Source organism: Pedococcus sp. P3_C7 (assembly GCF_056402615.1).
In genome coordinates this window covers 288,254-302,239 of record NZ_JBFUHC010000001.1, presented here as the reverse complement: position 1 = coordinate 302,239, position 13,986 = coordinate 288,254, and the positions used below count along the sequence as shown (strand labels likewise).

The following is a 13,986-nucleotide window of genomic DNA, read 5'->3' as shown; positions in this document are numbered from 1 at the left end:
CGACGGGTATGCCGTCAGCGCACCACGATGGGCACGCTGGCCCACGCACGGGCAGCGTTGACCGCCTCCACGACCCGGTTCCGCTGCTCCGCGACCCGCTCCGGTGCGGTGCCTCCCTTGGCGTTGCGGGAGGCCAGCGAGCCTTCGACGGACAGGACGCTGCGAACTCCCGGCGTCAGGTGCTCCGAGACCTCCGCCAGGTCGGCGTCGGTCAGGTCCCACAGCTCGATCCCCCGGTCCTCGCAGACCCGGACGCACGCGCCGGCGACCTCGTGGGCCACCCGGAACGGCACTCCCTCACGGACCAGCCACTCGGCGATGTCGGTGGCCAGCGAGAAGCCCTGCGGCGCCAGCGAGGCGAGCCGGTCGGTGTCGAACACCATCGTCGCCACCATCCCGCTGAACGCCGGCAGGAGGACCTCGAGGGTGTCGACGGCGTCGAACACCGGCTCCTTGTCCTCCTGGAGGTCGCGGTTGTAGGCCAGCGGCAACGCCTTGAGGGTGGTCATCAGGCCGGTCAGGTCGCCGACGAGGCGACCAGCCTTACCGCGCGCCAGCTCGGCGACATCGGGGTTCTTCTTCTGCGGCATGATGCTCGACCCGGTCGAGTAGGCGTCGTCGAGCCTGACGAAGGAGAACTCCTTGGTCGCCCAGATCACCACCTCCTCGGCGAGCCGCGAGATGTCGACCGCGGTCATCGCGGCGACGAAGGCGAACTCGGCGACGAAGTCCCTGGAGGCGGTGCCGTCGATGGAGTTCTCGACCGATGTGGTGAACCCGAGGTCTGCGGCGACCGCCTCGGGGTCGAGGCCGAGCGAGGAGCCAGCGAGCGCGCCGGAGCCGTATGGCGAGACCGCAGCCCGCGCGTCCCAGTCCTGGAGCCGCTGGACATCGCGCAACAGGGCCCAGGCGTGGGCGAGCAGGTGGTGTGCGAGCAGGACCGGCTGGGCGTGCTGCAGGTGAGTGCGCCCCGGCATCGGCACGTCGGCGTTCCTGGTGGACTGGTCGACGAGGGCGTCGACGACGTCGAGCACCAACGCCGCCACCGACCGGGCGTGGTCGCGCAGGTACATCCGGAACAGGGTGGCCACCTGGTCGTTCCGGGACCGGCCGGCGCGCAGCCGTCCACCGACGTCGGCTCCCGCCCGGTCGAGCAGGCCGCGTTCGAGGGCGGTGTGCACGTCCTCATCGTCCTCGGCCGGCAGGAACGCCCCGGAGCGCACGTCGTCGGCCAGCTGGGCCAGCCCCGCGAGCATGGCGTCGAGGCCGTCATCGTCGAGCAGGCCCGCGGAGTGCAGCACCCGGGCGTGGGCTCGTGACCCGGCGATATCGTACTGCGCGAGCCGCCAGTCGAAGTGGGTGGACTTGCTGAGCGCGGCCAGCGCATCGGCCGGCCCTCCCGCAAAGCGTCCGCCCCAGAGGCTGACCTTCTCCTCGCTCACTCGTTCTCCTCCGTGTGGGGGGTGGCCTGGCCGAGGAGGTCGGTAGCAACCTTGCGGCTGGCCGCGGTCCCGGTGGTGATGACCATGATGGTGTCGTCACCGGCGATGGTGCCCAGCACCCCCGCCAGTGCCGCGTGGTCGATGGCCGAGGCGAGGTAGTTCGCCGCCCCCGGAGGAGTGCGCAGCACGACGAGGTTGTGCGACGGCTCGGCCGTCACGAGCAGCTCCTCGCACACCCGCCGTAGTCGGGCGGTGAGCTGGGTGCGGTCGGGCGCCGGACGAGCGGTGCGGTCGCCACCCTCCCCCGGCACGGCATAGACGAGCGTGCGTCCGGAGCGGACCTTGACGGCCCCGAGCTCCAGGAGGTCACGCGACAAGGTGGCCTGGGTGACGTCGATCCCGTCGTCGGCGAGCAGGTCGAGCAGCTCGTTCTGCGACCGGACCTCGGTGCGCCCGAGGATGGTCACGATCCGTTGCTGGCGACCGGTCCGGGTGGCAGCGAGGCTCATCGGCTCAGGCCTCCTCTGTGCCTTCGGCGCCCTCGAGGAGGAACGACAGGAGGGCCTTCTGTGCGTGGAGGCGGTTCTCGGCCTCGTCCCAGACCACGGACTGGGGTCCGTCGATGACTGCGGCTTCGACCTCGAAGCCCCGGTAGGCCGGCAGGCAGTGGAGGAAGATGGCGTCGGCCGCCGCCTGGGCCATGAGCTCCTGGGTCACGGCGTACGGCGTGAACGGGCTGGCCGCCCCCTGACGCTCGCCCTTCTCCTCCTCCATCCCCATCGAGACCCAGGTGTCGGTGACCACGACGTCGACACCCTTGACCGCTGCCCCGGCGTCGTCGGTGACCAGCACCGAGCCACCCTGCGCGGCGGCGATCTCGGTGGCCCGCGCGAGGATGGCGGGGTCGGGCTGGTGACTGGTGGGCGTCCCGATGCGGACGTGCATGCCGGACAGGGCGCAGCCGAGGAGGTAGGAGTGGGCCATGTTGTTGGCGCCGTCCCCGACATAACCGAGCGTGAGGCCCGGCAGGGCGCCCTTGTGCTCGAGGACGGTGACGAGGTCGGCGAGGATCTGGCACGGGTGGAAGTCGTCGGTCAGCGCGTTGACCACCGGGACGCCGGCGTGGGCAGCGAGCTCCTCGATGCGGTCCTGGCCGAAGGTGCGCCACACGATGGCTGCGGACTGACGGCCCAGTACCTTTGCCGTGTCGGCGATGGACTCGCGGACCCCGATCTGGGCGAGGTTGCCGTCCACCACGAGGGGGTAGCCGCCCAACCCGGTGATGGCGCCGGCGAAGGACACCTGGGTGCGCAGCGTCGGCTTGTCGAACACCACGGCCACGGTGCGCGGGCCCTCGAGGGGACGTCGGGAGAACGGTGCAGCCTTCAGCTCGAGCGCCCGCTGGAGGACCAGCGACTGCTCTTCGGCGGTCAGGTCGTCGTCGCGCAGGAAGTGACGAAGGCTCATGCGGTGTCCTCGGAGTTGGTGGCTGCGTCGAGCAGCGCGGGCAGGGCGTTGACGAAGGAGTCCAGCTCCTCGGTGCTGATGACCAAAGGTGGCGCAAGCCGGATCGCCTGCGGCGCAACGGGATTGACGATGAATCCCGCGTCGCGCGCCAGGGACGCCACCTGCGCGGCCACCGGCCGGGAGAGCACGATGGCGCGCAGGAGTCCGGCCCCACGCACCTCCGTGATGAGCGGATGACCAAGCGCGAGAACGGAATCCGCGAGGTGCTGTCCAGCCTGCGCGGCGTGGGCGAGCAGCCCCTGGTCCTCGATGGTCTCCAGGACCGCCAGCCCGGCGGCCGCCGCGAGCGGGTTGCCGCCGAAGGTGCTGCCGTGCTGACCTGCCGTGAGCAGCCCCGCCACCTCGGGACCGAAGGCGACGAGCGCGCCGATGGGCACTCCCCCGCCGAGCCCCTTGGCGAGGGTGATGGCGTCGGGGACGATGCCCGCCTGCTGGAAGGCGAACCACGTCCCGGTGCGGCCGATGCCCGTCTGGATCTCGTCAAGGACGAGCAGGGCGCCATGCTCCCGGGTCAGCTCACGGGCCAGCTGGAGGTATGCCGTGCCGGGGCTCAGCACGCCGGCCTCACCTTGCATCGGCTCGAGGACGACGGCGGCGGTCTCGGACGTGACGGCGGCACGGAGGGCGGCTCCATCCCCGAACGGGACGTGGCTGACGCCGGCGATGAGTGGCTCGAAGGGCTCGCGGTACGCGGGCTTGTGGGTCAGCGCCAGGGCACCCGTCGTGCGTCCGTGGAAGGCTCCCTCGGCGGCGACGATGCCCGACCGGCCGGTGCGGCGGCTCAGCTTGATCGCGGCCTCGATCGCCTCGGCCCCCGAGTTCGCGAAGAAGACGGCGGAGCCCTCTGGGGCGCCGGCGAGCTCGATCAGCCGCTCCGCCAGGGCGATCTGCCCCTCGGAGGTGAACAGGTTGGAGACGTGGATCGCCTCACCTGCCTGCTTGCTGATCGCACTCACCAGCGCCGGGTGGCCGTGGCCCAGCGCGTTGACGGCGATGCCGCCGACGAGGTCGAGGTAGCGGTTGCCGTCGACGTCCCAGACGTGGCACCCGCTGCCGTGCGACAGCACCAGAGGCGGAAGTCCGAAGACACCCATGACCGAGCGCTGGTAGCGGGCCAACAGCTCGTCGTTGCGCGCACCCATCAGGACTCCTCGTCCGGGACGATCATCGTGCCGATCCCCTCGGAGGTGAAGACCTCCAGGAGGAGGGAATGGGGTTGGCGTCCGTCGATGACGTGCGCCTGGGGGACGCCACCCTCAACCGCCCGGATGCACGCCTCGAGCTTGGGGATCATCCCTGAGTCGACCTTGGCGAGCAGCTCTTGCGCTCCTCTCACGGTCAGCGACGACAGCAGCGAGTCACGGTCCGGCCAGTCGGCGTACACGCCCTCGACGTCGGTGAGCATGACGAGCTTGTGGGCCTTCAGCGCGACGGCCAGTGCTGCGGCGGCCGTGTCGGCGTTGATGTTGAGGACCTGGCCTTCGACGTCGAGGTCGGGAGCCACGGTGGACACGACGGGGATGCGCCCGGCGTCCAGGATGTCCTGCACCGCCCCGGGGTTGACCGTCTCGACGTCCCCGACCAGTCCGAGGTCGACCTCTTCACCGTCGACGCGGGTGCCGCGGCGGCGGGCGCCGAACAGGGCGGCGTCCTCGCCGGACAGCCCCACGGCCACGGGACCGTGCTGGTTGAGCAGCCCGACGAGCTCGCGACCGACCTGACCCGTGAGGACCATCCGCACGACGTCCATCACCTCGGGCGTCGTGACGCGCAGGCCGCCCCGGAACTCGCTCTGCAGACCCAGCCGGTCGAGCATGGTCGCGATCTGGGGACCACCGCCGTGGACGACCACGGGCCGCAGCCCGGCATACCGCAGGAAGGCCACGTCCTGGGCGAAGGCGGCCTTGAGGCCGTCGTCCACCATCGCGTTGCCGCCGTACTTGACGACGACGAGGGCGCCCCGGAACTGCTCGAGCCAGGGCAGCGCTTCGACGAGCGTCTGGGCCTTGCCCTGGGCGACGCGCAGGGCGGCGGCCCCGATGTGGCCGCGAACGGTGTTGGTCGGACGGCTGGGCGGTGGGGTCATGAGGAGTAGGCCGAGTTCTCGTGGACGTAGTCGTGGGTGAGGTCGTTGGTCCAGACCGTGACCGAGCGGTCTCCGGCGTGGAGGTCGACGACCACGTGGACCTCGCGGGGGGTGAGGTCCACGAGGGTGCGGTCCTCGCCCACGCCGCCCGCGCGGCATACCTCGACGCCGTTGATCGACACGTCGAGCTGGTGGGGGGCGAAGGCAGCCTTGGTGGTGCCCACGGCGGCGAGCACGCGCCCCCAGTTGGGGTCGTTGCCGAAGACCGCACACTTGAACAGGTTGTTGCGGGCGATCGAGCGAGCCACCTCGAGCGCGTCGTCCACGGAGGCAGCGGTCCGCACCTCGATGGCGATGTCGTGGCGGGCGCCCTCGGCGTCGGCGATGAGCTGCCTGGCGAGGCTCGCGCAGACCTCGGTGACGGCCGCAGTGAGGTCGGCTGCGTCGACCGTGACCCCGGAGGCGCCGGACGCCAGCAGGACGACCGTGTCGTTGGTGGACTGGCAGCCGTCGGAGTCGATGCGGTCAAAGGTCACGGCTGTGGCGGCGCGCAGGACGCCATCCAGCTCCGCGGGCGCGACGACGGCATCGGTCGTCACGACGACGAGCATCGTGGCGAGCGCCGGAGCGAGCATGCCGGCGCCCTTGGCCATCCCGCCCACGACCCAGCCGTCGCGCTGTGCCTGCGCCACCTTGTGGACCGTGTCGGTGGTCTTGATCGCGGTCGCCGCGGCCACGCCACCGTCCGCCGCAAGGTCACCGGCGGCGCGCTCGACGCCCTCCAGGAGTGCCGGCATGGGCAGCAGCTCGCCGATCAGACCGGTCGAGCAGACGACGACGTCACCAGCGGAGACGCCGAGGACCTCGGCGACCTTCTCGGCCGTGGCGTGGGTGTCGGCGAAGCCCTGGGCACCCGTGCACGCGTTGGCACCACCGGAGTTGAGCACCACCGCATCGACCCGGCCGTCACCGACGACCTGGCGCGACCAGGTGACCGGGGCGGCCTCGACCCTGTTGCTGGTGAACACTGCCGCGCCGTGGTGGTCCGGGCCGTCGTTGACGACCAGTGCGAGGTCAGGGTTTCCGCTGGCCTTGAGGCCGGCGACGACGCCGGACGCCCGGAAACCTTGCGCTGCGGTCACGCTCATGAGGTGCCTCCCGAGAGCTTGGCCGGTGCCGCGGTGTTGCCCCCACGCTTCCAGGTGGCCATCGCCTCGTCGGCGTGCTCGGAACCGATGAGGATCCAGTCGGTGTCGTAGGTCGAGAGCGCGAGGATGCTGATGCCCTGCTTGGCCAGCGGCTCGAGCAGGCCCGACAGGACACCGACCGTCGAGAAGTCCAGCGGCCCGGCGATCTCGAACGCGGTCAGCGGTCCTTGCACCCGAGCGTCCTTGGGCACCGAGTCGAACGCGCAGACCACCGAGGTCTCGCTGTCGGTGTAGGTGATCGAGGCCAGCGGGCCGGTCCGCCAGTCCCACGCGGGCTCCTGGCCGGCCGGCAGCCGGACGAAGGCGACCGGCTCGGCGTGCCGCATCAGGTGCAACGGGAGGCTCATGGCGACACCCCTGCGATCGGCAGGCCGGTTGTCTCGGGCAGCCCGAGGGCGAGGTTCATGCACTGCACAGCGGCACCTGCCGTTCCCTTGGTGAGGTTGTCCACCGCCGCGACGGCGATGACCCGCCCGGTCCTGTCGTCGAACGTGACCTGGATGTGCACGCAGTTGCTGCCCAGGACGCTCGCGGTGGACGGCCACTGCCCTTCGGGCAGGAGGTGGACGAACGGCTCGTCGGCATAGGCCTTCGCCCACGCCTCCCGTATGCCGCGTGCGTCGGTGTCGCTCACGCCGTCGGCCAGGCGGGCGGTGCAGGTCGCGAGGATCCCCCGTGGCATCGGCGCGAGCGTTGGCGTGAAGGACACGCGGACGTCGGTGCTGTCCACTCCCCCGGCCGCCGTGAGGTTCTGCTCGATCTCGGGGGTGTGCCGGTGGACCCCACCGACGCCGTAGGGGGACATCGCTCCCATCACCTCGGCGCCGAGCAGGTGCGGCTTCAGGGACTTGCCGGCGCCCGAGGTGCCGGATGCCGCCACGACGACCACGTCCTCCCCCGACAGCAACCCGGCGGCATACCCGGGGGCGAGGGCCAGCGAGACGGCAGTCGGGTAGCAGCCTGGTACTGCGATGTGGCTGGTCCCGACGAGCGCCTCGCGCTGGCTGCCACCGCCCACGGGCAGCTCGGGCAGGCCGTAGGCCCACGACCCGGCATAGGGGGTGTCGTAGAAGGTCGTCCACGCCGACTCGTCGCGCAACCGGAAGTCCGCGCCGCAGTCGATCACCGTGACCGAGTCGGGCAGCTGCGCGGCGAGCGCGGCCGAGTGGCCGTGAGGCAGGGCGAGGAACACCACGTCATGCCCGGCGAGCACCTCGAGCGTGGTGTCCTCGATGACCCGGTCGGCGAGCGGCGTGAGGTGAGGGTGGACGTCCCCCAGACGCTGACCGGCACTGGAACCCGCCGTCAGCGCGCCGATCTCGACCTCGGGGTGCCCGAGCAGCAACCGGAGGATCTCGCCTCCGGCATACCCGCTCGCCCCTGCCACTGCCGCTCTCACCATGTGCATAAACATACACGAGTGTGCACACTCATGCACCACTCGTGGGTGGCGAATGACGGGTAAACCGGTTCTGGGACGTCACCCTGGGGATGCTCCAGAACCCCTGCGCCCACGCCCTCGACGTCGTGGGGGTGGAGCTCGGCGCAGCGATGGGAGTTGCGGGACAGGGGGCGTCTGTCGCCCTTCGTCCCGATCAGGTATTCGCCGCCGTGGCCTCGTCGCCTCGGGCCTTGCCCCCGTTCGAGCCGTTCCGCGTCGCTGCTGGCAGCACGGTCCAGGTCGTCGGGCGGTTTGCGGTGACCGGTGACGAACCGGTCAAGGTTCCGACTGCGACCCTCGCGCGCTCCGGATGGCGAGCAGTCCGCCACTCTCACCCTGACGCCGAGGGTGTCACTCTGCACGTGCGGCCCTCCCGGCTAGGGCTCGGGTCTACCGCGGAGCATGGACGACGCCGGCTCGTTCAGGTCAGCGGGTCGTCGTCGCCCCAGCGCAGCAGGCCCAAGGTGCGGTCGGCCTCGCCGAGCCCCCGACCGGCTCGGGCGCGCAGAGACTCAGGAGTGTCGACGCCGGCGCGGACCATGCGACTGTTCCACTCGTCGAGCTCGCCAGCAGCGATGGCTAGCAGCAGCTCCGCCACGACAGCCGGCTCGGTCCAGTCGGTGCGGTCGCGATGGGCGTCCATCGCCTCGGTCATGTCGGTGCGAACCACGCCGGGGGCCAGGTCGAAGGCGCGCACGCCGTGGACGGAGCTCAGGCCCGTCGCGGCGGTGAGGCGGGCGAGGGCCCCCTTGCTGACGTTGTAGGCGGTGGCGCTGTCGCCGTTGCGGTAGGCCGCCCCCGAGTTGATGTTGACGATCCGGCCCGACCCCGCCGCCACCATGTGCGGGAGCACCGCGTGGGTCATGAGGTAGGGACCGCGCAGGTTCACCTCGACGGTCTGCCACCACTCGTCCGGGTCGCTGTCGGCCAGCGACACCTCGGCGTCGATCACACCCGCATTGTTGACCAGCAGGTCGATCCGCCCACGGCGAGCGATGATCTCAGCCACCCAACGCTCGACGGCCGACCGGTCGGTGACCGGCGCGACCGAACGCGAACCGCGCTCCACGGCATACCCGGCCTGCTCGAGGGCGGTGGCGAGGTGCTGACCGATGCCGCGGGAGGCGCCGGTCACCACGGCGACGGGAGCAGCGCTCACCGCTGGATCGCGCCGGTGTGGGCCGCGGCCGCGGCGACGGCCTTGTCGCGCAGCGCACTCACCTCGTCGGTGGTCAGCGTCCGGTCGGTGGCACGGAAGGTCAGGCGGTAGGCCAGCGACTTCTTGCCCGACTCGACCTGCTCGCCGCGGTAGACGTCGAACAACGCCACGGACTCGAGGCTCTCCCCCGCGCCCTCGCGCAGGGCTGCCTCCACGGCGGCTGCCGGCACGGTCTCGTCGACCACGAGGGCGACGTCCGTGTGGGCCAACGGATAGGTCGACAAGGCACTCGCCTGCAGGGGCGTGCCCGTCGCCGCGACGAGCACGTCGACGTCGAGCTCGCCGGCGACGGTGCGCGCGGGCAGCTCGAGGGCGGCCGTCACCTTGGGGTGCAGCTCACCCGCGTAGCCCACCACTGTGCCGTCGGCCAGGGCCAGCTCGGCGCAGCGCCCGGGGTGCCACGGGGCACGGACGACCGACGCGACCACGAGGTCCAGGCCCACGGACCGGCCCACCGCCAGGGCCCACGCCACGGCGTCCGAGGTGTCGGCCTTGCGACCCGGCCCCCAGGGCCCTCCGTGCTCGACCTCACCAGCAGCCGCGTATGCCGCGTGGCGGGGCTGCGCCGGCACGGCACCGAGGATGGCGGCGAGCGTCTCGTCGTCGGGACGCGACTCGATGCCGGGGACGGGCGCGCTCGTGGGGTCCTGCTGGGCGCGCGTGACGAGGCCGATCTCGTAGACGGCGATGTCGCGCGCACCACGAGCGACGTTGCGGCGCAGGGTGTCGAGCAGGGTGTCGAGCACCGACGTGCGCATGACGGGCGCCTCGTCGGACAGCGGGTTCACCAGCGAGACCACGCGCCTGCGCTCGTCGTCAGCGGGCAGGCCGAGCCGGTCGAACAGCGACCGGGAGACGAACGGATAGCTCAGCACCTCGGTGAGGCCCTGGTGGGCCAAGGTCGTGGCGACGACCCGACGGATGCGCTGGCCATGGGTGAGGCCGCGGCCGGCCGCCTTGGGCTGGGGCAGGACCGACGGGATCTGGTCGTAGCCACGCGCCCGCGCGACCTCCTCGACCAGCTCGGGTCCGTTGGTGAGGTCGGGCCGCCAGGAGGGCGGCAGCACGCTGACGAGGTCTGCGCCGGCGCCGGCGCCGGATTCGGTTGCCGTCACCACGCAGCCGATGGCGCGAAGCGTCGCGAGCACCTCCTCACGGGGGTAGTCGAGCCCGATGTAGCGGGTCGGCAGGGTGGTGTCGAAGTCGAACGGCTGGGCCGGCGCGCGGTGGTCGACGTCGGTGACGCCGGCGTCAGCCGTGCCACCTCCGTGCTCGACCAGCAGGTCGACCGCCAGCTGCGCGGCAGCTGCGGCGACGGCGTGGTCGACGCCGCGCTCGAACCGCTTGGACGCCTCGGTGGTGAGGCGGTGCCGACGCGAGGACCGGGCCACGGTGATCGGGTCGAAGTGGGCCGCCTCGATCAGGACGTTGGTGGTCCTCTCGGTGACCTCCGAGGCAGCGCCACCCATGACCCCCGCGATGGCCAGCGGGGTGTCGGCCCCGTCGACGATGAGGAGGTCCTCGGGGTCGAGCGCGCGCGCGACGTCGTCGAGCGTGGTGAGCTTCTCCCCCGGCCGGGCGCGACGGGTCCCGATCGAACCCGACAGGGTGTCGAGGTCGAAGGCGTGCAGCGGCTGGCCCAGCAGCATCATCACGTAGTTGGTGACGTCGACCGCCAGCGAGATCGGTCGCATCCCGACCTGCGTGAGCCGCTTCTGCATCCAGCGGGGGCTCGACGCCGTGACGTCGACGCCGCGCACGACGCGAGCGACGTAGCGGTCGCAGCCCGGCACGCCCTCGAGCGGCGAGGCATCGGCGAGCTCCACGGCATACCCGGCGCCGGTGGGCTCCGGGGTCGTGATCTCGGCGGGGTCGCGGAACGCCGCGCCGGTCGACAACGCGTACTCGCGCGCGATGCCACGCATCGAGAAGCAGTAGCCGCGGTCGGGGGTGACGTTGACCTCCACGACCTCGTCGGCCAGGCCGAGCAACGCGATGGCGTCGTCACCAGGGGTGAGGGTGGCGGCAGCCTCGGCACCCAACAGCTCCGACAGCACGATGATGCCGTCGTGGTCCTCACCGAGCCCGAGCTCGCGGGCCGAGCAGATCATGCCGTTGGACACGTGGCCGTAGGTCTTCCGTGCGGAGATCTCGAACCCGCCCGGCAGCACCCCCCCGGGGAGCACGCAGACGACGAGGTCACCGACGGTGAAGTTGTGCGCCCCGCAGACGATCTCCTGGGCCTTGCCCTCGGAGACGCGCTGGCCGTGCTCGCCGACGTCGACGGTGCACCAGTTGATCGTCTTGCCGTTCTTCTGCGGCTCGGGCTCGACCGACAGCACCCGGCCGACGACGAGGGGACCGGCGATGTCGCCACCGTGCAGGCCCTCCTCCTCGAGGCCGACGCGCACGAGCGCAGCAGCGATGTCCTCACCGGTGGCGTCCGCGGGGACGTCGGCGAGCTCGCGCAGCCAGGACACGGGCGCGTGCATCAGATCTCCATTCCGAACTGCTGGGAGAAGCGGACGTCTCCCTCGACGATGTCGTGCATGTCGGCGACGTTGTGGCGCTGCATGAGCGAGCGCTCGATGCCGAGCCCGAACGCGAAGCCGGTGTAGCGGTCGGTGTCGACCCCCGCCGCCCGCAGCACGCGCTGGTTGACCATCCCCGATCCGCCGAGCTCGATCCAGCCGGTGCCACCACAGGTGCGGCACTTGTCGCCGTCCAGCGAGCCCGACCCGCCGCAGATCCAGCAACGGCAGTCGATCTCGGCGCTCGGCTCGGTGAACGGGAAGTAGTTGGGACGCAGCCGGGTCACGATGCCCTCGCCGAACAGCCGCTGGACGAACGCGTCCAGGGTGCCCTTGAGGTGGGCCATCGTGATGCCTTCGTCGACCACCAGTCCCTCGAACTGGTGGAACACCGGCGTGTGGGTCGCGTCGAGATCGTCGGTGCGGAACACCTTGCCGGGACACAGGACGTAGATGGGCGGCTCGCGGTCGAGCATCGTGCGGACCTGCACCGGCGAGGTGTGGGTGCGCAGCACGAGCCCGGACCCGGCCGGCTCGACGAAGAAGGTGTCCTGCTCCTGGCGGGCAGGGTGGTCGGCCGGGATGTTCAAGGCGTCGAAGGTCAGCCACTCGGACTCGACCTCGGGCCCCTCGGCGATCTCCCAGCCCATGGAGACGAAGATGTCCTCGACGCGCTCGGAGACGAGGCTGATCGGGTGGCGGGCCCCCATCGGCCTGCGCGGCACCCGCACCGTCACGTCGACGGTCTCGTCCACCAGGATGCGCTCGTCCCGCTCGGCCTCGAGCTCCGCCTGCCGTGCGGCGAGCGCCTGCGCCACCTGGCCGCGGGCCTGGCCAACGCGCTTGCCGGCCTCGGCCTTGGCACTGGGTGGCAGCGCACCGATCTCGCGGTTGGCCAGCGCCAGGGCACTCTTCTCGCCCTGGTGCGCCAGTCGAGCGGCCTTCAGCTCGTCGAGGTCCGCGGCGGCGGCGATGGCCTGCCGGGCATCGGCGACGGCCTGCTCCACCACGGCGGGATCGAGCGCTGCGACCTCGACGGGGTCGTACTGCTTGTTCGGTCCTGACATGTCTTCCACTCTGCTCATCGGCTGGTCAGCACGGCGCACCGGAGGCGGCGCACCGAAGTCTAGGGGCCGCATGGCTGCGCCCTCGGGGCTGGGTTCGGCCTTCGGGGCGGAGCGGCAACTGCGATGAGGTATGCCGGTCGGCCGGCGTGGTGACGCACCGGGACGGCTGCGTCGGTGGCCCTCAGTGCAGCGGTGCGACCGCGCCCGAAGGCACGGTAAATCGCTGCACGAGGTGGCTCACGGGTCCAGCCTGACCTGCGGCACACGGTCCGCGCAACCTGGTTTCGGCGACCGAGCACTGCTGACGGTCGCGGCCCAGGCTGGTTCTCGGAACAGCCCTCAGGCGAGGTAGTCGGGCGGCTCGGATGGCAGGCTGAGACGGAACTGCGCGCCACCACTCGGCGCCGACTCCACCTGGACCCGCCCGCCGTGCGCCTCGACCAGACCCTTGACGACATAGAGGCCGAGCCCCGTGCTCCCCCTGCCCGAACCGTGCCAGAACCTGCTGAACACCAGGTCCCGGTGGTCGGCCGCGATGCCCTTTCCCTCGTCGCTGACGACCAGGTCGACACCGGTGGCACTGTGCCCCTTGGACTCCAGCGCCTCCTGGCCGTTTCCGGTCGTGGGCTGCGCCCCGAGGGTCACCATGCCGTCGCCGTGTCGGAACGCGTTCTCGATCAGGTTGGAGAGGATCTGGTCGAGCCGGTCTGGGTCCGCCCACACCTCGGGCAGGGTCTCGGGTACCTCGATGGAGAAGCGGTCCCGTTCCTGGCCGCTGGCCACGGCTCGCTCCACGTGGCGGCCGTAGACAGCGGCGACGTCGATCGGCAGGGGCCGGATCTGCAGTCGTCCCGAGTCGATGCGGGACACGTCGAGCAGCTCGGTGATCAGGCGGGTCACCCGGTCGGCATCGGCCTCGATGGTCTCGAGCATGAGCCGCTTCTGGTCGTCGGTGAAGCGGTCCCACCGACGCAGCAGCGTCGAGGAGAATCCCTTGACCGAGGTGAGCGGCGAGCGCAGCTCGTGGGCGACGGTGGAGATGAGCGCTGCGTGGTCGGCCTCGAGCCGGCGGCGTGCCTCCGCATCACGCAGCATGAGGATGACGCGGTTGACCGGCTTGTTGCGCCCCGGCCTGAGGTACTTCGCGGTGACGAGCACCTCGGCGCCACCGTCGACCATGAGGTACTTCTCGCGATGGCCGGTCCGGATGTCCAGGCCGTTCCAGGGGTCGGTGACGTCCCACCAGTCGGTGCCGTCGTTGTCGCGCAGCACCAGCGCGGTGCGGATGTCGCGGCCCACGAGCTCGCTGCGGGCGATGCCGAGGATCTGGACGGCTCGACGGTTGACGAAGCTCACCTTCGCATCCGCCTCGGCCGCGACCATGCCGTCAGGCAGGAGCTCACTGGCCAATGCAGCCTGCTCGGGCGGCAGGATGGAACCGGGCCGGAAGTCCATGCCGCCGACC

General features: G+C 71.3%; 12 protein-coding genes. All 12 read right to left on the bottom strand.

What is annotated here, in order from left to right; genetic code table 11:
- Nucleotides 1-14 precede the first annotated feature (14 nt).
- Nucleotides 15-1,442 carry an argininosuccinate lyase gene (argH, locus tag AC1DS4_RS01430; protein ID WP_477632028.1) on the bottom strand — a complete coding sequence of 476 codons (1,428 nt, stop codon included), beginning with the start codon at nt 1,440-1,442 and terminating at the stop codon, nt 15-17.
- A complete protein-coding gene (locus AC1DS4_RS01425) occupies nt 1,439-1,951 on the bottom strand; it encodes an arginine repressor (protein WP_477624721.1) in 513 nt (170 codons plus the stop codon). Before AC1DS4_RS01425 ends, argH begins: the two co-directional genes overlap by 4 nt.
- Before the next feature lie 4 nt (nt 1,952-1,955).
- Complete coding sequence (gene argF / locus AC1DS4_RS01420; RefSeq protein WP_477632027.1) at nt 1,956-2,909, bottom strand: ornithine carbamoyltransferase; 954 nt, start codon at nt 2,907-2,909, stop codon at nt 1,956-1,958.
- Nucleotides 2,906-4,111: an acetylornithine transaminase gene (locus AC1DS4_RS01415; RefSeq protein WP_477632026.1), complete on the bottom strand. Its 1,206-nt coding sequence runs from the start codon at nt 4,109-4,111 to the stop codon at nt 2,906-2,908. Before AC1DS4_RS01415 ends, argF begins: the two co-directional genes overlap by 4 nt.
- On the bottom strand, nt 4,111-5,055 hold the full coding sequence (argB, locus tag AC1DS4_RS01410; protein ID WP_477632025.1) for an acetylglutamate kinase: 945 nt from the start codon (nt 5,053-5,055) through the stop codon (nt 4,111-4,113). The genes AC1DS4_RS01415 and argB overlap by 1 nt, the downstream gene beginning before the upstream one ends.
- A complete protein-coding gene (gene argJ, locus AC1DS4_RS01405; RefSeq protein ID WP_477632024.1) occupies nt 5,052-6,203 on the bottom strand; it encodes a bifunctional glutamate N-acetyltransferase/amino-acid acetyltransferase ArgJ in 1,152 nt (383 codons plus the stop codon). The genes argB and argJ overlap by 4 nt, the downstream gene beginning before the upstream one ends.
- Nucleotides 6,200-6,610: an ACT domain-containing protein gene (locus AC1DS4_RS01400; RefSeq protein WP_477632023.1), complete on the bottom strand. Its 411-nt coding sequence runs from the start codon at nt 6,608-6,610 to the stop codon at nt 6,200-6,202. The genes argJ and AC1DS4_RS01400 overlap by 4 nt, the downstream gene beginning before the upstream one ends.
- Nucleotides 6,607-7,665 carry an N-acetyl-gamma-glutamyl-phosphate reductase gene (gene argC / locus AC1DS4_RS01395; RefSeq protein WP_477632022.1) on the bottom strand — a complete coding sequence of 353 codons (1,059 nt, stop codon included), beginning with the start codon at nt 7,663-7,665 and terminating at the stop codon, nt 6,607-6,609. The genes AC1DS4_RS01400 and argC overlap by 4 nt, the downstream gene beginning before the upstream one ends.
- Nucleotides 7,666-8,125: 460 nt before the next feature.
- Complete coding sequence (locus AC1DS4_RS01390) at nt 8,126-8,863, bottom strand: SDR family oxidoreductase (RefSeq protein WP_477632021.1); 738 nt, start codon at nt 8,861-8,863, stop codon at nt 8,126-8,128.
- On the bottom strand, nt 8,860-11,415 hold the full coding sequence (gene pheT / locus AC1DS4_RS01385) for a phenylalanine--tRNA ligase subunit beta (protein WP_477632020.1): 2,556 nt from the start codon (nt 11,413-11,415) through the stop codon (nt 8,860-8,862). The genes AC1DS4_RS01390 and pheT overlap by 4 nt, the downstream gene beginning before the upstream one ends.
- The gene (pheS, locus tag AC1DS4_RS01380) at nt 11,415-12,521 is read right to left on the bottom strand and encodes a phenylalanine--tRNA ligase subunit alpha (RefSeq protein WP_477612657.1); all 1,107 of its coding nucleotides are present in this window, start codon (nt 12,519-12,521) and stop codon (nt 11,415-11,417) included. The genes pheT and pheS overlap by 1 nt, the downstream gene beginning before the upstream one ends.
- 339 nt (nt 12,522-12,860) lie before the next feature.
- Complete coding sequence (locus AC1DS4_RS01375; RefSeq protein WP_477612656.1) at nt 12,861-13,976, bottom strand: sensor histidine kinase; 1,116 nt, start codon at nt 13,974-13,976, stop codon at nt 12,861-12,863.
- Nucleotides 13,977-13,986 lie beyond the last annotated feature (10 nt).